The following is a 17,167-nucleotide window of genomic DNA, read 5'->3' as shown; positions in this document are numbered from 1 at the left end:
AGTTCCGGAACCGTACACAGTCCGGGGAGTCCCATAACTCTTCGATAAAGGCCCGTCCCCGCAGCCGCGTGGGGCGGGCCTTGCTGTCTATCCTGAAGGGGTTAGCTGCAGTTCAGGGGAAGCGGGCTACGCCCATCAGCTGTCCGCCGAACAAGGATTTTCGTGGCAATTGCAGAGTACGACGTCGTCATCCAACGGGATGCCATGAGCGTGTATGACTTCCTGCTCGACGCCCGCAACCTGCCCAGCTGGCGTGCCGGTGTCCGCAGCATTGAACTTGAAGCCGGCGCTGCCGGAACCAAGGGCGCCGTCTACCGGCAGACTATCGCGGGCCCCGGCGGACGCGCCGTCTGCGGAGAATTCCAGATCACCGAGGCGCGACCCGGGGCGGAAATCCAGTACCGGGCCCTGACCGGGCCGGAGCGCACCCACGGCGGCTACTACCTGAGCACGGAAGGCGGCAACACCCGCGTCCGCTTTGCCCTCGAATGCGAGCCCCGGGGAATCCTGGCCCGGCTGAAGTCCCCCTTCCGCCGGCGGATGAAGGCCGAAGTCTGCCAGTTGGAACAGCTCAAGTCGGTGCTGGAAGAACAGGCAGCGCCGTAACACTGGTGCCGCGCACATCTCTTCCCAGTGCGTACGGTAATTTTGAGACTGTGCTGATCTCCGACCGCGACATTCGTGCCGAAATAGACTCCCAACGGATCGTTCTGGAGCCGTTCGACCCCGCCATGGTTCAGCCATCGTCGGTGGACGTCCGGATCGACAAGTTCTTCCGTCTCTTCGACAACCACAAGTACGCCCACATCGACCCGGCCGAGGACCAGCCCGAGCTGACGCGCCTGGTGGAAGTCGAGGCCGGCGAACCTTTTATCCTCCACCCCGGGGAGTTCGTCCTGGGCTCCACCTACGAGACCGTGACACTCCCGGACGATATCGCTGCCCGGCTCGAAGGTAAGTCTTCGCTGGGCCGGCTGGGCCTGCTCACGCACTCCACCGCGGGATTCATCGATCCGGGCTTCTCCGGCCATGTCACCCTGGAGCTGTCCAACATGGCCACGCTGCCGATCAAACTGTGGCCGGGTATGAAAATCGGCCAGCTGTGCTTCTTCCGGCTTACCTCGGCCGCCGAACACCCCTACGGCTCGGGCGAATACGGCAACCGCTACCAGGGCCAGCGCGGTCCGACGGCCAGCCGCAGCCACTTGAACTTCCACCGCACGGACATCTGACCCACGCGCTGCCGCGCCGCGCCGGTGCGGCCTGACGGCGGGGTCAGATCCCGTCCGCAGTCCGCACCGCAGGCGGCTTCGCCGGGCGGCGCAGCATCGCCACAATCGGCTCCACGTACTTGGCGGCGAGCGGGCCTGTCACGGCCATAATCAGCACATAGGCGGTCGCCATGGCCGCGAGTTCCGCGGGCACCACGCCGGAGGCCACGGCGAGTCCGGCAATGACGATCGAGAACTCGCCGCGGGCGATGAGTGCGGCGCCGGCGCGGAAGCGGCCCGGCACACCGATCCCGGCGCGCTTAGCCGCCCAGATCCCGGTGAGCATCTTGGTGGTCGCCGTTGCGAGGGCCAGCAGGACGGCCCAGCCGAGCACGGGCGGGATGGTGGAGGGGTCCGTGTTGAGTCCGAAGACCACAAAAAAGATTGCAGCGAAGAGGTCCCGCAGCGGCTCCAGGATCCTTGTGGCGTTATGCGCGGTGGCCCCCGAAATGGCGATTCCGAGCATAAACGCGCCCACTGCGGCGGACACCTGCATGGCGGCGGCCAAACCGGCCACCAGCAGCGCGGCTCCCAGCAGGTTGAGGAGGAACACCTCTGAGTTCTCACTGTGGACGGCCTTGGACACGTGGTGCCCGTGCCGCAGCGCCACCAGCAGGACAACGGTGACCACCGCGAGTGAGATCCCCACGGTCTGCAGCCCCACGGCGAAGCTGACCCCGGCCAGGGTGGCCGTCAGGATCGGCAGGTAAATGGCCATGGCCAGGTCCTCGAACACGAGGATCGAGAGCACCACGGGTGTCTCGCGGTTGCCGATCCGGCCCAGGTCCGTGATGACCTTGGCCGCGATGCCCGACGACGATATATACGTGACGCCGCCCATCACCATTGCCCCCACGACGCCCCAGCCCAGCAGCACCGCGAGGATGGCCCCCGGCAGGAAGTTGAGGACGAGGTCCAAGACACCCGCCTGCCACGAGCGCCGGAGCCCCGTGACCAGCTCGGCGGCCGTATATTCCAATCCGAGCATAAGTAGGAGGAGGATGACGCCGATTTCGCTGGAGAGATGTGCAAACTCGTGCATACCTTCGAGCTTGATGACGCCGCCGGCTCCGAAAAACAGGCCACCGAGGAGGTACAGCGGGATGGGGGACATGCCGATCCGCCCGGCCAGCCTCGCCAGCATGCCGAGGCAAAAGACGACGGCCCCGAGTTCAATCAGGGTCAGTGCGAGCGGATCCATGCCGTCAGCCGTTGCGCAGGATGCCGGCCGCCGTATCGAGACCTTCTTGCGTTCCTACCGCAACGAGGAGATCACCGGGGTGGAGGACGACATCGGGTCCCGGGGAGGGGAGCACCTCGCCCTCACGCATGATGGCGACGATCGAGGCGCCGCTGCGGGTCCGGATAGCGGCCTTGCCCATCGGTTGGTTCTGGAACGGAGAGCCGGCGGCGATGGAGAACTGCCGGGTGACGATCCCGGGTACCTCGCGGTGGGCTTCGGAGAGCTGCATGGCCAGCCGCTGGCCGCCCAGCAGGTTTCCCAGCGCGGCGGCCTCATCGGCGGTCAGCGGGATGGACGCCTGGCAGGTGTCCGGGTCGTCCCAGGCGGAGACGATCAGTTCGGTTTGGCCTTCGCGGTATTCCACGACGCCGATCCGCCGCCCGGAGGCGGTCATGAAGTCCTTGCGCCGGCCCAGTCCCGGGAGGTCTGTTTCATCCACGTTCATTCCCCCAGCCTAGTGCGCCGCGCGACTTTTCGGGCGGCCTCAGACAGCGGGGACGACGGCGATTTCCGTCTTGTCCGGAGCCTTCACCGGGAGGAGCAGCAGCAGTCCGACGAGCAGTACCGCCATGATGCCCAGGATGCCCCAGCGCTGCGCCTCGCCGGGTTCCACCAGAGGGGCGGCAATGGCGATGCACAGCGTAAAGAGGGCCGGGGCGAGGAAGCTGACGGCCCGGCCGGTGGTGGCATAGAGACCAAACAGCTCGCCGGACTCGCCTGCCGGCGCTAGCCGGGCCAGGTAAGCCCGCGAGGAGGACTGCGCGGGCCCCACGAAGAGGCACAGGAACAAACCGAAGATCCAGAAAGTGGTGGTGCCGGCCCACTCCATGCCCAAGAAGGAATGGTCGTCGTTGCCGAGGACCAGGATCGCGGTGCCGGCGACCAGCAGACCGATCAGCGAACCGGTGATCACCGCCTTCGGCCCGATCCGGTCGTCGAGGAAGCCGCCCAGGACGGCGCCCGCCGCTGCCACGACGTTCCCGAAGATCGCGAAGAAGATAACGTCCTTGAGTTCAAAGCCGAACGTACCCGCGGCGATGATGCCGCCGAACGTGAATACCGCCGCCAGCCCGTCCCGGAAGACGGCACTGGCGAGCAGGAAGTAGATGGTGTGCGGGCTGGTCCGGTAGATCGCCTTGATCCGCCGCACCAGCAGGCCGTAGGAGGCCAGGAACCCCAGACCGGCGCCCTGCTTGGACCTGGGAAGCTCCGGAACGGCGAACATGACGGGCAACGCGAAGATAAAGAACCACAGGGCCGAGAACACCGCGACGAGCCGGATGTTCAGGCCGTCCGCCGTCGAGGCGCCGAACCACTCGAAGCTGGGCTGGACAAAGAGCTGGAGCACGGCCAGCAGCGCCACGATGCCGCCGAGGTAGCCCATGCCCCAGCCGAAGCCGCTGACTTTGCCGATGTTCTGCGGGGTGGAGATCTGGGTGAGCATGGCGTTGTAATTCACGCCGGCAAACTCGAAGAACACATTCGCCAGCGCAATCAGCGTCACCCCGAGCAGCAGGAACTCCGGCCGCGGGAACACGAAGAAACACAGCGCGGTCAGGAGCGCGACGGCCGCGGTGTTGACTCCCAACCAGAGCTTCCGGTGCCCGCCGGTATCGGAACGCTGCCCGGTGACGGGTGCCAGCAGGGCGACGGCGGCTCCCGCGATGGCGAGTGCGCCGCCCAGCACGGCGGAGGCCTGGTCCTCACCGCCGAAGGCATTGGAGGTGAGGTACACGGTGAAGACGAAGGTGGTCATGACCGCGTTGAAGGCCGCCGAGCCCCAGTCCCAGGCCGCCCAGGCGAGGATGCGGCCCTTATGGGAGGCCTGGCTCCCGGACTCCAGTTCCGAGGCGGGATGCGTGGCCTCGGGGGCAGCGGCTGAGTTCATAGCTCGAATATTATCCGCAGCGGGCGCACTGCCCGGCGCACCGTGCGAAAAGAAACCGTGCGAAAAGAATTTGTCCACGCTTGGTAAACTGTCCGGACTGAACCTAACGAATGCCCCGCCTGCTCCAACTTTTTGACAATCGAATTCCTGACGTTGCGGAGATACCAGTGATCACAGTCCTTGCCGTGCACTTTGCGGTGGCTGCTGTGGCGCCGTTTCTCTTTCGGAAATTCGGCCGGAATTCGTTTTTCGCCCTCGCCGCGGTGCCCGCCGGTTCGTTCGTCTGGCTGCTCCTCCAGCACGGCGCGGTCTATTCCGGCGCTGCAACCGGCGTGTCCGAAGTCCTGCCGTGGATCCCCGAGCTGAAGATTGAGCTCGCCTTCCGGATGGACCCCCTGGCTTGGGTCATGTCCTTGCTGGTCCTCGGCGTGGGTGCGCTGGTCCTCGTCTACTGCGCCCGGTATTTCAAGGACAAGGACGACTACCTCGGCGGATTTGGTGCCCAGCTGCTGGCCTTCGCGGGGGCCATGTTCGGCCTGGTGACGGCCGATGACCTGCTCCTGATGTTCATCTTCTGGGAACTGACCACGGTCCTGTCCTACCTGCTGATCGGCTACGCCCGGACCAGGCTCTCGGCACGCCGCTCCGCGCTGCAGGCCCTCATCGTGACCACCGCCGGCGGCCTGACCATGCTGGTGGGCCTGATCGTCCTGGGCTTCAACGCCGGGACCTACCGGCTCTCCGCCATCCTCGAACAGGCGCCCGCCCTCGTCGCCGGGCCCGCCGCCGGGGCCGTGGCCGCCGCCGTCGTTCTCATCCTGGTGGGCGCGATCACCAAATCGGCGCTGGTCCCCTTCCATTTCTGGCTGCCCGGTGCCATGGCCGCCCCCACCCCGGTGAGCGCCTACCTGCACGCTGCGGCCATGGTGAAAGCCGGCATCTACCTTGTGGCGCGGCTGGCCCCCGGATTCGCGGAAACGCCGTACTGGCTGCCGGTGGTGCTCGGCCTTGGCCTCGCCACGATGCTGGTCGGCGGCTACCGGGCGCTGCGGCAGACGGATATCAAGCTCATCCTGGCGTATGGCACGGTCAGCCAGCTCGGCTTCCTGACCATGGTGGTGGGCCTCGGCACTCCTGACGCCGCCCTCGCCGGCCTCGCCCTGCTCCTGGCGCACGGGCTCTTCAAGGCCACCCTCTTCCTGGTGGTGGGCATCATTGACCACCAGGCCGGAACCCGCGACATCCGCAAGCTCTCCGGCGTGTTCAGGTCCTCTCGCGCCCTCGCGATCGTGGCCGCGATCGGCGCCGCCTCGATGGCCGGCATCCCGCCCTTGGCCGGCTTCGTCGCGAAGGAATCGGTCTTCGAAGCCTTTGTCCACTACGCCTCCGACCCCGCAGCCGGCCTGTGGGGGCCGGTCATCCTGATCGGCGTGGTCCTGGGGTCCATCCTGACGTTCGCCTACAGCGCACGGTTCATGTGGGGCGCCTTCGCGGTCAAGCCCGGCGTCGAGCCGACCCCTTTCAAGCCGATCAAGCCCGCCTTCCTGGCCGCCCCCGCCATCCTGAGCCTGCTGACCATCGTCTACGGCCTCTGGCCGGCCCCGGTGGACGGCTGGATCCAGCCGTACGCGGCACTGTTCGTGCCGGAGGGCGAGGACCCGGCGGCCGCCGCCGGACACCTGGCGCTGTGGCACGGCGTGACCCCCGCCCTGGGGCTGACCGCCATCACCTTCGCGCTCGGCCTGGTCATGTTCTACGGCCGCGACTCCGTCGCCCGGCTGCAGGGCCTGGTTCCGGGATGGATCGACGGCGACCGCACCTACCAGCTGACCATCGGCGCCCTCGACGACGTGGCAGTTTGGATCACCGGGCGGACCCAGCGCGGTTCACTGTACTTCTACCTGTCCGTGATCCTGACCGTGGCGTTCGCCCTGCCGCTCACCGCCCTGCTGCTGGCCAACAAGCCGCTGCCCGGAGACCTCTACTTCATCGACCCCAACGCCCCGCTGCAGATCGTCGTGGGCGCCGGAATCGTGATCGGCGCGCTCGCCGCCGTGCGGGCCAACAAGCGCTTCCTGGCTGTCCTCATGGTGTCCGTCACCGGGTACGGGATCGCGTTGATGTTCGCGCTGCAGGGCGCCCCGGACCTCGCGCTGACCCAGATGCTGGTGGAAACGATCATCCTGGTGGCGTTCGTCCTGGCCATGCGCAGCCTTCCCGCAGAGCTGCGCGACCGCACGGGCGGACGCTACCGGGTGGTCCGCGTCATCATCGGGGCGGCCTTCGGCATCACGATGGTGTTCGCCGCCATCTACGCCCTGGGCGCCCGCGTGGCCGCGCCCGTCTCGCTCGAATTCCCGCAGCTGGCGTACGAGGGCGGCGGCGGACTGAACATCGTCAACGTCACCCTCGTCGACATCCGGGCCTGGGACACCTTCGGCGAGATCGCCGTCCTGGCCCTGGCGGCCACCGGCGTGGCCAGCCTCATCTTCGTCCGGGGCCGGGGTGACCGGAGCCCGGCGTCGTCGAGCGTCGCCGAGGGTACTGTCGGGCGCCGGAAGCCCCGCGGCCCCGGCCGCGGCAACACCCGCGACGACGCCGCGCTGGCCATGAGCCGCCGGTTCGCCGCCTCCACCCGCGATGCGTGGCTAGTCGCGGGACGGACCCTGGCGCCGGAACGCCGGTCGATCATCTTCGAGGTGGTCACCCGGCTGATCTTCCACTCGCTGATCGTCTTCTCGATCTACCTCCTCCTGGCCGGCCACAATCTCCCCGGCGGAGGCTTTGCCGGCGGTCTCACCGCCGGTCTGGCCCTCACCATCCGCTACCTGGCCGGCGGCCGCTTCGAGCTGCGCGAAGCCACCCCGGTCAGTGCCGGCGCGCTGCTGGGCATCGGCCTCGCCACCGCGGCGGCCTCCGGCGTCGCGCCGCTGCTGCTGGGCGGCCAGGTGTTCCAGTCCGCGATCCTTGAGTTCTGGCTGCCGGTCTTTGGCGACGTCAAGTTCGTCACCTCCACCATCTTCGACATCGGCGTGTACATCGTCGTCGTCGGGCTGGCACTGGATGTGCTGCGCAGCCTGGGCGCCGAGATCGACGAGCACTTCGAGGAACACCCGGCAGAACCGTCCGAAGACCAGGAAGCCGGCGAAATCCCGGCCGAAACCACAGCCAAGGGGAAAGCATGAGCGTCAACCTGACCTTGCTGACGGTCATGGGGGCTCTGTATGCCTGCGGCATCTACCTCATCCTGGAACGCAGCCTCACCCGGGTCCTGCTGGGCCTGATGATGCTGACCAACGCCACCAACCTGCTGATCCTCACCACGGGCGGCTACGCGGGCCTGGCGCCGCTGTTCAGCAAGGACACCGCTCCGGGCGAATACAACGATCCGCTGCCGCAGGCCCTGATCCTCACGTCGATCGTGATCTCGTTCGCCGTCACGGCGTTTATGCTCGGCATTATCTACCGCACCTGGGTGCTGGCCCGCGAGGATGAGATCCAGGATGACGCCGAGGACCGGCGCGTCGCCAAGACCCCCAGCTTCGACGTCGAGGACGACTCCGTGATCCCCGTGGAAACTTCCGAATTCCCGTTGACGATGATCGGTTCGGACGGCCAGTCGGTCTCCGACGCCCCCGACGGCGCCGACGCCACGGTCAAGGTTGCCGACCGCAAGCTCGACGCCAAGAAAGCCGCCTCGGAAGAGCAACCCGGTTCCCTCAACATCACACCACCGAACAAGGAAGGAGGCGGACAATGAACATTGCCAGTTTCGCCCCGCTCGCCGTCCTCCTTCCCATCCTCGGCGCCGCCCTGACTTTCCTGCTGATCAGGCACTCGAAGGCACAACGGACCGTGAGCATCGTGGTCCTGTCCCTGACGCTGCTGCTCGAATGCTGGCTGCTGGCCTCCGTCTGGGACGGCGGCACTTCCGCGGTCAACATCGGCGGCTGGCTCCCGCCCTGGGGCATCGTCATGGTGGTGGACCAGTTCTCCTCACTGATGCTGGTGGTGTCCTCCTCGGTGAGCCTCGCCGTGCTGATCTACGCCACCGGGCAGGGCATGGCCGACGGCGACCAGGACGCACCGGTCTCGATCTTCCACCCCACTTACCTGATCCTGGTGGCCGGCGTGTCCAACGCCTTCCTCTCCGGGGACCTGTTCAACCTTTATGTGGGCTTCGAAATCCTCCTGACGGCGAGCTACGTGCTGATGACACTCGGCGGGACGGGTCCGCGGATCCGCGCCGGTGTGACTTACGTGGTGGTCTCGGTGGTGTCCTCCGTGCTTTTCCTGATTGCGATCGCCATGGTCTACGGGGCCACCGGAACGATCAACATGGCCGACCTCGCCCTCAAGCTCGCCGAGCTGGACCCGGGCACGCGGAACCTGCTGCACGTCATGCTGCTCGTGGCTTTTGGGATCAAGGCCGCCGTGTTCCCGCTGTCCTTCTGGCTGCCGGACTCCTACCCGACGGCGCCGGCCCCGGTCACGGCCGTGTTCGCCGGTCTGCTGACCAAGGTGGGCGTGTACGCCATGGTCCGGACCGAAACGCTGTTGTTCCCGGGTGACACCTTCAATACGCCGCTGATGGTCGCGGCCCTGCTGACCATGGTGGTGGGGATCCTGGGTGCCTTGGCCCAGAGCGACATCAAGCGTCTCCTGTCCTTTACCCTGGTCAGCCACATCGGCTACATGGTGTTCGGCCTGGCGATGTCCTCAGTGGCCGGGCTGGGCGCCGCGGTGTTCTACGTGGCCCACCACATCACCATCCAGACCAGCCTGTTCCTGGTGACGGGCCTGATCGAACGACGCGGCGGCAGTTCCTCCATGGACCGTGTCGCGGGTCTTGCCAAGCTGTCACCGGTGCTGGCTGTGCTGTTCTTCGTCCCGGCCATGAATCTGGCCGGGATCCCGCCGTTCTCCGGCTTCCTGGGTAAACTCGGCCTGCTGCAGGCCGGCGTCCAGCTGGGCACCCCGCTGGCCTATGCCCTGGTGATCGGCGGTGTGCTGACCAGCCTGCTGACCCTGCTGGCGATCGCGAGGGTTTGGAACCGTGCCTTCTGGCGCAAGCCCGAGGACGCCGAACACCCCGACCCGGTGCTGCTGGCCGATCCCGCGGAGTCGGCCACGGGCGACAGGGCTGGAAAGGCCAACGTCACCCTCCTGCCGCGGACCATGGTGGGTTCCACCCTGGGCCTGGTCATCTTCGGCGTCGGGCTGACGGTCTTTGCCGGGCCGCTGTTCCGGGTGGCGGACCAGTCCGCCCTCGTTATGCTGGACCGCACCTCGTATATCCACGCCGTCCTCGGTGATGACGCGCCGGTTCCGGCGCTGTCCCAGCCGGGACCGGGGCCGGACCCCGCCGGTGACCAGCCGGCCGGCGGGCAGGAGCGCAAATGAGCCGGAAACGCATATCCCTGCGCCAGGAACTTCCGTTGCTGGTGTGGCTCGTGATTGTGTGGGCCGCCCTGTGGCAGAACTTCAGTCCGGGTAACCTGCTCTTCGGTGCGCTCATCGCGGTGCTGGTGGCCCGTCTGTTCTACCTCCCCCCGGTGGAACTCGGCGGGCGCTTCAACCTGCTGCGCGCCGTCCCTTTCGGCCTGCATTTCCTGGCCAAAGTCGTGGCAGCGAGCTTCCAGGTCCTGTTCCTGGCGGTGGCCAAAGGCCCTAAGGTGATCAGCGCCGTCGTCGCCGTCCCGTTGCGGAGCCACTCCGACCTCCTGGTCACCGCCACGGGACACGTGACCGCGCTGATCCCCGGGTCGCTGGTGGTGGAGGTGGACCGCTCCACGTCCACGCTTTACATTCACGGCATCAATGTCCGCAACGCCGAGGACGCCGCGCAACTGCGAAAAGACGTCCGCAACACGGAGGCCGGGTTGATCAGGATCATGGGTACCAAAGCCGAACTGTCCGCACTCAACCAGGAGCTGGACTCATGATGCAGCTTGTCCTGACCGTGACCGCCGTGGTGCTGTCCCTGGCCGCCGGAGGAGCGATTATCCGGATCGCGAGGGGCCCCTCACTGTTGGACCGGGTGCTCGCGTCGGACGTGCTGCTGGCGATCGTGGGCGCGGCGTTGTGCATCGACATGGCCGTGAACCGGCACCTGAACAATCTCATGCTGTTGGTGGCGGTGTCCCTGATCGGATTTGTCGGCTCCGTGACGGTGGCCCGGTTCGTCGCCGACCGAAGGGAGAAGCCCCGTGGATCCTGAGACGTTCTCCGGCGATACCGTGATCGACGCCGTCTCGGCGGTCTTTATGGTGGTCGGGGCGCTGATGTCCCTCGCCGCGGCCGTGGGGCTGCTGCGCTTTCCGGACCTCATGACACGCATGCACGCAGCCACCAAACCGCAGGTGCTGGGTCTGTTCCTGCTGCTCTTCGCGCTGGGCCTTCAAATGCGCACCTGGTGGGTCTGGCCTGTGCTGGTGGTGGCCTGGATCTTCCAGTTGCTGACAGTGCCCGTATCGGCGCACATGGTGGGCCGGGCCGGTTACCGCACCAAGCACCTGCACCCGGAACTGCTCAGCGCCGACGAACTGGAAGCCGTGGTGCAGCAAGCGGCGGGCAAAAGCGGATTCAGCGATGACGACGGCGGCGCCACCACCGACGGGCGGTAGTAGCTAAACGATGCGCCTAAACCAAACGCCTTAAACGATGCGCCTAAACCAAACGCCTTAAACGATGCGCCTAAACCAAATCCTGGGTTTTGGCGTAACGCGTGATCGCGCGCTGGGTGCCGCGGTTCGCGAGGACCTGGATGATGGCGCTGACGGACGCTGAGATCAGCGCGAAGGTCAGGGCCGAGTGCAGCGTGGTGGGAACGTCCTCGTCGTCGCCCTTGGGCGGCTTGCTGCCCGTGGACTTCTCCCAGATGGTGTCAACGAGCTTGGTGCCGACGTAGCCGGCAAGCAGGCTGATGCCGGCGCCGAACAGTTTGATGAAGAGGTTCATTCTTCGGACTCCTTGCGGGCGGAAACAGGGCTTCCCCTAGCCTAGCGGTCCTTGACCGGCGGTCCAGCCAGGGACGCGGGACCACCGAGAATGTCCGACAGAGCCTCGACCACCAGCTCATGGTCGGCTTTCTGCGGCAGCCCCGACACCGTGACGGTGGCGACCATCCCGGTTCCGCGCACGTAGATGGGGAAGGCGCCGCCGTGGGCGGCAAACTCCTTCTCGTCGAACCAGGCGTTGTCCTCTATCCGCCGTCCGGCGGCCCGGGCCCGGAGTCCCACCAGCAGGGACGGGACCTCGTACCGCACGGCCGTGCGCTGCTTGGCCCTGATCCAGCGTTCATTGTCCGGTGTGGCGCCCTCCAGCGCCGCGTGGAAGAGCACCTGTTCACCCTTGGTGATGTCGATGGCGATCGGGTGGGAGCGCTGCCTGCCGAGTTCAACCAGGCGGAGCCCCAGATCCAGGGCGTCGTCCTTACTGAACGACAGGAACTGCAGCTCGTCCATTTCGGCCAGGATGCGGCCGATCAGCGCCGCCAGGGATCCGTGCGGCTGCGGTTCGGGGGAGTCCGGATCGAAGTCCGGGGAAGACGCCGGTGAAGTGGTCAAGTCATTCAGCTTCCGTTAGTGGCCGCCGCCGGGCGGCCGGCACGCGGCGGCCTCCGGCGTTTTCCCTGCGTTGCCGACTCTACCAAGCAAGGCCTCCGGAGGTCACCGGCGCCGGCACCGCCGGATTGTGACGGCCGGGCCCCGGAGATCACGGTCCCACGGGTGTAAACTGGGCCACGCCCATAAGGGCGACATTTAGATACGACAGGGGAGCGCCGCCGTCGGGCATCACCGGAGAAATCCGGGGGAACCACAGGTGGGCGCTGAGAGTGCGGACAGCCGCAGACCCTCGAACCTGATCCGGTTAGTACCGGCGCAAGGGAGTCGAGTTCTCAGAGTGCCCGGAGCGGCGGCGGAAGCCGCGGCCGGCGGGCACTCTCCCCTCCTGTTCCTCAGGAGGACGACATGACTGATACATCTGCTGCATCTGCTGCCCGGCAGGCCCGCACCCAACGCAGCTACAACTGGCGTGTGGTGGACATTGTGGTGGCCGCGTTGATCGCGGTGGCCGGCGGCGTGATCTTCTGGGCCTGGTCCCAGGGCGCCAACCTGATTTCCGCTCCCGTCAATGCGCTCTACCCGCCGCTCACCGGGCTGTACGCCGGCGGCTGGATGATCCCGGCGGTGCTGGGCATGCTCATCATCCGCAAGCCGGGTGCCGCGCTCTTCTGCGAAGCCGTAGCGGCCACCGGCGAGCTGATCATGGGCTCGCAGTACGGCACCACGGTGCTCATCTCCGGCATTCTGCAGGGCCTGGGCGCCGAACTGGTCTTCGCCGCGTTCCTGTACAAGAAGTTCAACCTGCCCGTATCCCTGTTGGCCGGAGCCGGCGCGGGCCTGTTCTGCGGCTTGAACGATTCGTTTATGCCCTGGGGCTGGAACATCGCCTACGCCGGCGGCGACAAGCTGGCGTACATCATCTTCACTGCGATCTCCGGCGCCGTGATCGCCGGCGGGCTGTCCTGGCTCGCCACCCGGGGCCTGGCCAGGACCGGCGTGCTGAGTTCCTTCGCCTCCCGCAAGGCGGCCTCGGAGCCCGTCTTCTCCTGATGCCTGCCTTCAACACGTCCGCCAGCAGCGTCCGCCCGGCCGCGGTCACCGCACGCGGCTGGGGCTGGCGGCACGCCGGCCGGCCCCGGCCCGCCGTGAGCGGACTGGACCTGGACATCCGGCCCGGGGAGCGTGTGCTGCTGCTGGGACCTTCGGGCGCCGGCAAGTCCACGCTCCTCCACGCCCTGGCCGGGGTGCTCGGTGACAGCTCCGCGGGCGGCGGTGACCTTGCTCCCGGCGGCAGTGCCGAGGACGCGGACGAGACCGGCAGCCTGCTGATCGACGGCGCCCCGCCCCGGTCCCGGCGCGGACGTTCCGGGCTGGTGCAGCAGGACCCGGAGACCCAGGTGGTGCTCTCGCGCCTGGGCGACGACGTCGCGTTCGGCGCGGAAAACCTGTCCGTTCCCCCGGCGGAGATCTGGTCCCGCGTGGCCGAAGCGCTCGACGACGTCGGGCTGGGACAGCTGCCGCTGGACCACCCGACGTCGGCGCTCTCCGGCGGCCAGAAGCAGCGGCTGGCCCTCGCCGGCATCCTCGCGATGCGGCCCGGGCTGATTCTGCTCGACGAGCCCACGGCCAACCTGGACCCCGCCGGCGTCCTGGAGGTCCGGGACGCCGTCGGCCGCTGCCTGGAGAAGACCGGGGCCACCCTGGTGGTGGTGGAGCACCGGGTCGCGGTCTGGAAAGACCTTGTGGACCGGATCGTGGTGCTGCAGCCGGGATCCGCCACGGACTCCGCCGTGCTGATCGACGGGCCGCCGGACCAGGTCCTGGCGCAGGCACGGGACATGCTCACCGCGGCCGGCGTCTGGGTGCCCGGCTACGTGCCGGCCACCCGGGCGCGCGGCGCCCGGTCCGCCGGCCCTGCTTCCGCTGCAGGCCCCGCCGGGCAGCTGCTGCTCGCCGCGGAGGGTCTGGCCGTCTCGCGGGAACGGCCGCGGCGGGCCGGTCTCCGCGGAGGCTTCCGTCCCGTGCCGCCGGAGCCCGTCCAGGCCGGCATCACGGCCCGGGTCCGCGCCGGAGAGGCGCTGACCATCACGGGCCCCAACGGTTCGGGGAAGTCCACCTTCGCGTTGACCCTCGCCGGCCTGCTCGCGCCGGTCTCCGGCAGGGTGTCCGCCACCCTGGAACTGAGTGCGGGCGCCGGAATCGATCCGTACCGGTGGAAGGCGCAGCAGCTGATCGCCAGGATCGGCACCGTCTTCCAGGAACCCGAGCACCAGTTCGTCACCGGACGCGTGCTGGACGAGCTGATGTTCGGCCCCCGGCATCTGGGCCGCGGCGGGGATCGCGTCGACGAACTGCTGGAGCGGCTCCGGCTGACGGAGCTGGTCGATGCCAATCCCTATACCCTTTCCGGCGGGGAAAAGCGGCGGCTGTCCGTGGCCACCGTCCTCGCCGCCCATCCCCGGGTGCTGGTCCTGGACGAACCCACGTTCGGCCAGGACGCCAACACCTGGGCAGAGCTTGCCTCCTTCCTCTCGGAACTCCTCGACGACGGCACCGCCGTCGTGTCGGTGACGCACGACGCCGAATTCAGCGAGGTCCTGGGCGGCACCGAGCTGAGCCTCCGCGCCCCGGGACACCGGGGCCGGGAACTCCCGGAACGTGGCAAGGTCAAAGCACCATGAGGCAGGAACTGACGCTCCGCGGCAACACTGCCGTCCTGACCCGCGCCAACCCGCTGGCGAAATTCGCCGCCGTTATGCTCATCACGATGGTGCTGGCGTTGTCCATCGACTGGGTGTCCGCCTCCGTGGCGCTCGCCTTCGAGCTGGCGCTTCTTCCGCTGGCCGGACTGACAGTCAGACTGCTCTGGCAGCGCGGCTGGCCACTGATCCTGGCCGCGGCGCTGGGCGGCTGGAGCACGACGATCCTGGCCCCGGACGGCGGGGCCATCCTGTTCGACGCCAGGATCTGGTCCATCAGCGAGGGTTCCCTGGAACTCGGGCTCGGCTTTATGCTCCGCGGCCTGGCCATCGCGCTGCCGGCCGTGCTGCTGATGAGCTGCACGGATCCCACGGACTTGGCCGACGCCCTCGCGCAGAAGGCGAAGCTTCCGCACCGCTTTGTCCTGGGGACGCTGGCCGCGATGCGGCTGGTGGGACTGATGGCCGAGGAGTGGCAGACCATCGGCATGGCCCGGCGCGCCCGCGGCGTGGGTTCCCACGGGAACCCGCTGCAGCGGCTGCGGGCCACCCTGGGGCAGAGCTTCGGGCTGCTGGTGCAGGCCGTACGGCGCGCTTCCCGGCTGGCAGTCACCATGGAAGCTCGCGGCTTCGGCGGGGATGCCCGCACGTGGGCCCGGAAGTCGGTCTTCAGCGGCCTGGACGTGTGGGTGTTCCTGGGCGGGCTGCTGATAGCCGGTGCCGCGGTCGCCGCTGCCCTGGCGGCGGGGACCTGGAACATGGTCTTCCTCTCGCGGCAGTAGCGATCGTTATCGCACGGTGCGGGTATGGCTGTGAGATTAACGGCATTCCGGCGGAAATGCGGGGGGTTAATAAATCATGCGTGATATTTTCTTGGGATGACTCAAGAGACTGCTGAACACGTCGGCGCCCTGCTCCGCGACGCCCGCGGCCAGAAAGGCTGGACCCAGGGGCAGCTCGCTGCCGAGCTGGGAACCAGCCAAAGCGCCATCGCCCGCATGGAACAAGGCAAGCAGAACCTGAGCCTGAAAATGATCCAGCGGCTGGAGTCCATTTTCGGCCGGAGCATCGTCAATGTGGGACGGCCCGCCATGACGCACCTCCGGGTCGAGGGCGGCCGCACCCTCTCCGGCGCCGTCGACGTGAACAGCAGCAAGAACGCCGGCGTCGCCCTGCTGTGCGCCAGCCTGATCAACCGCGGCACCACCACCCTGCGGCGGCTCGCCCGGATCGAAGAAGTCAACAGGATCGTCGAGGTGCTGACCAGCATCGGCGTCGAGTGCACCTGGCTCAACGCCAACGACCTGCAGATCCGCCGCCCCGCCGTGCTGGACCTGGACTCGATGGATGTCGAGGCCGCCCGCAGGACCCGCAGCGTCATCATGCTGCTGGGCCCGCTCCTGGACGAATCCAGCGAGTACCGGCTGCCCTACGCCGGTGGCTGCGACCTCGGCACCCGCACCGTGCAGCCGCACATGCAGGCGCTGCGCCAGTTCGGCCTCAGCGTCGACGCGAAGTCCGGCTACTACGCTGTGAAGGCACCGCCGTCGGACGGGCACGACCGCTCCTTCGTGCTCAGCGAACGTGGCGACACCGTCACCGAAAACGCCATCATGGCCGCCGCCCACCGCAGCGGCACCACGATCATCCGCAACGCCAGCCCCAACTACATGGTGCAGGACCTCTGCTTCTACCTGCAGATGCTCGGCGTCGAGATCCAGGGCGTGGGAACCACCACCCTGAAGATCACCGGCCGCCCCGCGGTCGACGCCGACATCGAGTACTTCCCGTCCGAGGACCCGATCGAGGCGATGAGCCTGATCACCGCCGGGATCGTCACGGACTCGGAAGTCACCATCCGCCGCGTCCCGATCGAATTCATGGAGATCGAACTTGCGACGCTGGAACAGATGGGCCAGCGGCTCGAAGTGTCCGGCGAGTACTTGGCCCGCAACGGGCGCACCCGGCTGGTGGACGTCACCACCAAGCCCTCCGCGCTGCGCGCCCCGGAGGACAAGATCCACCCCATGCCCTTCCCCGGGCTGAACATCGACAATCTGCCCTTCTTCGCCGTCATCGCCGCCAATGCCGAGGGCCAGACCATGATCCACGACTGGGTCTACGACAACCGCGCGATCTATCTCACCGAGCTGAACAAACTCGGCGCCCGGGTGCAGCTGCTGGACCCGCATCGGATCTACGTAAACGGACCCACAAAATGGCGTGCGGCCGAGGTCGGCTGCCCGCCGGCCCTTCGCCCCGCCGCTTGCCTGCTGCTGGCGATGCTCGCCGCCCGGGGCGTGTCGGAACTGCGCAATATTTACGTGATCGAGCGCGGCTACGAGGACCTGGCCGAGCGGCTCAACACCATCGGCGCGAAGATCGAGTATTTCCAAGACTGAATGCGCTGAGTGCGCTGGATAACAGCCAGGCGCCAGTCCGCACCCGCCCGGGCCAAATGACCCCGGGCGTTTCGGCGGATCCTGCCGCACAATAGA

General features: G+C 67.5%; 17 protein-coding genes and 1 riboswitch. Of the genes, 12 read left to right on the top strand and 5 right to left on the bottom strand.

Annotated elements, in window-relative coordinates; translation table 11 throughout:
• The first annotated feature begins 162 nt into the window (after positions 1 to 162).
• Positions 163 to 606, top strand: a complete 444-nt coding sequence (locus AC6EUH_RS12055; RefSeq protein WP_056430897.1) for an SRPBCC family protein — start codon at positions 163 to 165, stop codon at positions 604 to 606.
• Positions 607 to 656: 50 nt separating this feature from the next.
• On the top strand, positions 657 to 1,232 hold the full coding sequence (gene dcd / locus AC6EUH_RS12050; RefSeq protein WP_056430894.1) for a dCTP deaminase: 576 nt from the start codon (positions 657 to 659) through the stop codon (positions 1,230 to 1,232).
• Positions 1,233 to 1,275: 43 nt separating this feature from the next.
• Here dcd and AC6EUH_RS12045 read toward each other — a convergent pair whose 3' ends face one another.
• From AC6EUH_RS12045 to AC6EUH_RS12035, 3 genes are read right to left on the bottom strand one after another with little or no spacing between them, the layout of a single operon-like run.
• Complete coding sequence (locus tag AC6EUH_RS12045) at positions 1,276 to 2,472, bottom strand: cation:proton antiporter (protein ID WP_056430891.1); 1,197 nt, start codon at positions 2,470 to 2,472, stop codon at positions 1,276 to 1,278.
• A 4-nt stretch (positions 2,473 to 2,476) separates the two neighbouring features.
• Complete coding sequence (locus AC6EUH_RS12040) at positions 2,477 to 2,959, bottom strand: cation:proton antiporter regulatory subunit (RefSeq protein ID WP_056430888.1); 483 nt, start codon at positions 2,957 to 2,959, stop codon at positions 2,477 to 2,479.
• Positions 2,960 to 2,998: 39 nt separating this feature from the next.
• Entirely contained in the window at positions 2,999 to 4,402 is a 1,404-nt protein-coding gene (locus AC6EUH_RS12035) for an MFS transporter (RefSeq protein ID WP_499738770.1), read from the bottom strand.
• Between the two features lie 167 nt (positions 4,403 to 4,569).
• Between AC6EUH_RS12035 and AC6EUH_RS12030 the strand changes: the two genes are divergently transcribed.
• Genes AC6EUH_RS12030 through mnhG form a run of 6 tightly spaced genes read left to right on the top strand, consistent with a single transcriptional unit; the run spans position 4,570 to position 11,028 of the window.
• Positions 4,570 to 7,587, top strand: coding sequence for a Na+/H+ antiporter subunit A (locus tag AC6EUH_RS12030; RefSeq protein WP_499738769.1), 3,018 nt, complete (start codon positions 4,570 to 4,572; stop codon positions 7,585 to 7,587).
• Positions 7,584 to 8,162: a Na(+)/H(+) antiporter subunit C gene (locus tag AC6EUH_RS12025; RefSeq protein WP_056430879.1), complete on the top strand. Its 579-nt coding sequence runs from the start codon at positions 7,584 to 7,586 to the stop codon at positions 8,160 to 8,162. Before AC6EUH_RS12030 ends, AC6EUH_RS12025 begins: the two co-directional genes overlap by 4 nt.
• A complete protein-coding gene (locus tag AC6EUH_RS12020; RefSeq protein WP_056430876.1) occupies positions 8,159 to 9,805 on the top strand; it encodes a Na+/H+ antiporter subunit D in 1,647 nt (548 codons plus the stop codon). The genes AC6EUH_RS12025 and AC6EUH_RS12020 overlap by 4 nt, the downstream gene beginning before the upstream one ends.
• Positions 9,802 to 10,347, top strand: a complete 546-nt coding sequence (locus AC6EUH_RS12015) for a Na+/H+ antiporter subunit E (RefSeq protein WP_499738768.1) — start codon at positions 9,802 to 9,804, stop codon at positions 10,345 to 10,347. The genes AC6EUH_RS12020 and AC6EUH_RS12015 overlap by 4 nt, the downstream gene beginning before the upstream one ends.
• Positions 10,344 to 10,622, top strand: a complete 279-nt coding sequence (locus tag AC6EUH_RS12010; RefSeq protein WP_056430870.1) for an MrpF/PhaF family protein — start codon at positions 10,344 to 10,346, stop codon at positions 10,620 to 10,622. Before AC6EUH_RS12015 ends, AC6EUH_RS12010 begins: the two co-directional genes overlap by 4 nt.
• Entirely contained in the window at positions 10,612 to 11,028 is a 417-nt protein-coding gene (mnhG, locus tag AC6EUH_RS12005; RefSeq protein ID WP_082492721.1) for a monovalent cation/H(+) antiporter subunit G, read from the top strand. Before AC6EUH_RS12010 ends, mnhG begins: the two co-directional genes overlap by 11 nt.
• A gap of 70 nt (positions 11,029 to 11,098) precedes the next feature.
• Here the strand turns inward: mnhG and AC6EUH_RS12000 are convergent, their stop codons facing one another.
• On the bottom strand, positions 11,099 to 11,362 hold the full coding sequence (locus AC6EUH_RS12000) for a DUF4235 domain-containing protein (RefSeq protein ID WP_056430868.1): 264 nt from the start codon (positions 11,360 to 11,362) through the stop codon (positions 11,099 to 11,101).
• Positions 11,363 to 11,403: 41 nt separating this feature from the next.
• Complete coding sequence (locus tag AC6EUH_RS11995) at positions 11,404 to 11,970, bottom strand: heme-degrading domain-containing protein (protein ID WP_056430865.1); 567 nt, start codon at positions 11,968 to 11,970, stop codon at positions 11,404 to 11,406.
• A gap of 196 nt (positions 11,971 to 12,166) precedes the next feature.
• Positions 12,167 to 12,310: riboswitch (TPP riboswitch) on the top strand.
• A gap of 65 nt (positions 12,311 to 12,375) precedes the next feature.
• On the opposite strand from AC6EUH_RS11995, the gene AC6EUH_RS11990 reads away from it, so the two are divergent.
• From AC6EUH_RS11990 to AC6EUH_RS11975, 4 genes are all read left to right on the top strand, one after another.
• The gene (locus AC6EUH_RS11990; protein WP_499738767.1) at positions 12,376 to 13,020 is read left to right on the top strand and encodes an ECF transporter S component; all 645 of its coding nucleotides are present in this window, start codon (positions 12,376 to 12,378) and stop codon (positions 13,018 to 13,020) included.
• On the top strand, positions 13,020 to 14,651 hold the full coding sequence (locus tag AC6EUH_RS11985) for an ABC transporter ATP-binding protein (protein ID WP_499738766.1): 1,632 nt from the start codon (positions 13,020 to 13,022) through the stop codon (positions 14,649 to 14,651). Before AC6EUH_RS11990 ends, AC6EUH_RS11985 begins: the two co-directional genes overlap by 1 nt.
• The gene (locus AC6EUH_RS11980) at positions 14,648 to 15,451 is read left to right on the top strand and encodes an energy-coupling factor transporter transmembrane component T family protein (RefSeq protein ID WP_056430856.1); all 804 of its coding nucleotides are present in this window, start codon (positions 14,648 to 14,650) and stop codon (positions 15,449 to 15,451) included. Before AC6EUH_RS11985 ends, AC6EUH_RS11980 begins: the two co-directional genes overlap by 4 nt.
• A gap of 96 nt (positions 15,452 to 15,547) precedes the next feature.
• Positions 15,548 to 17,071 (top strand): UDP-N-acetylglucosamine 1-carboxyvinyltransferase, encoded by a 1,524-nt coding sequence (locus AC6EUH_RS11975; protein ID WP_056430853.1) that lies wholly within the window; start codon positions 15,548 to 15,550, stop codon positions 17,069 to 17,071.
• Positions 17,072 to 17,167 lie beyond the last annotated feature (96 nt).

It is taken from the genome of Arthrobacter sp. 001422645 (genome assembly GCF_059816125.1).
This window is presented reverse-complemented; position numbering and strand designations above follow the sequence as displayed.

What these genes read in the sequence shown, in the direction of transcription:
- AC6EUH_RS12015 (WP_499738768.1), top strand. Translation starts at nt 9,802, where the DNA reads ATGAGCCGGAAACGCATATCCCTGCGCCAGGAACTTCCGTTGCTGGTG.
- AC6EUH_RS12040 (WP_056430888.1), bottom strand. Translation starts at nt 2,959, where the DNA reads ATGAACGTGGATGAAACAGACCTCCCGGGACTGGGCCGGCGCAAGGAC.
- AC6EUH_RS11990 (WP_499738767.1), top strand. Translation starts at nt 12,376, where the DNA reads ATGACTGATACATCTGCTGCATCTGCTGCCCGGCAGGCCCGCACCCAA.
- AC6EUH_RS11980 (WP_056430856.1), top strand. Translation starts at nt 14,648, where the DNA reads ATGAGGCAGGAACTGACGCTCCGCGGCAACACTGCCGTCCTGACCCGC.
- AC6EUH_RS11975 (WP_056430853.1), top strand. Translation starts at nt 15,548, where the DNA reads ATGACTCAAGAGACTGCTGAACACGTCGGCGCCCTGCTCCGCGACGCC.
- AC6EUH_RS12000 (WP_056430868.1), bottom strand. Translation starts at nt 11,362, where the DNA reads ATGAACCTCTTCATCAAACTGTTCGGCGCCGGCATCAGCCTGCTTGCC.
- AC6EUH_RS12035 (WP_499738770.1), bottom strand. Translation starts at nt 4,402, where the DNA reads ATGAACTCAGCCGCTGCCCCCGAGGCCACGCATCCCGCCTCGGAACTG.
- AC6EUH_RS12025 (WP_056430879.1), top strand. Translation starts at nt 7,584, where the DNA reads ATGAGCGTCAACCTGACCTTGCTGACGGTCATGGGGGCTCTGTATGCC.
- AC6EUH_RS11985 (WP_499738766.1), top strand. Translation starts at nt 13,020, where the DNA reads ATGCCTGCCTTCAACACGTCCGCCAGCAGCGTCCGCCCGGCCGCGGTC.
- AC6EUH_RS12010 (WP_056430870.1), top strand. Translation starts at nt 10,344, where the DNA reads ATGATGCAGCTTGTCCTGACCGTGACCGCCGTGGTGCTGTCCCTGGCC.
- AC6EUH_RS12020 (WP_056430876.1), top strand. Translation starts at nt 8,159, where the DNA reads ATGAACATTGCCAGTTTCGCCCCGCTCGCCGTCCTCCTTCCCATCCTC.
- AC6EUH_RS12045 (WP_056430891.1), bottom strand. Translation starts at nt 2,472, where the DNA reads ATGGATCCGCTCGCACTGACCCTGATTGAACTCGGGGCCGTCGTCTTT.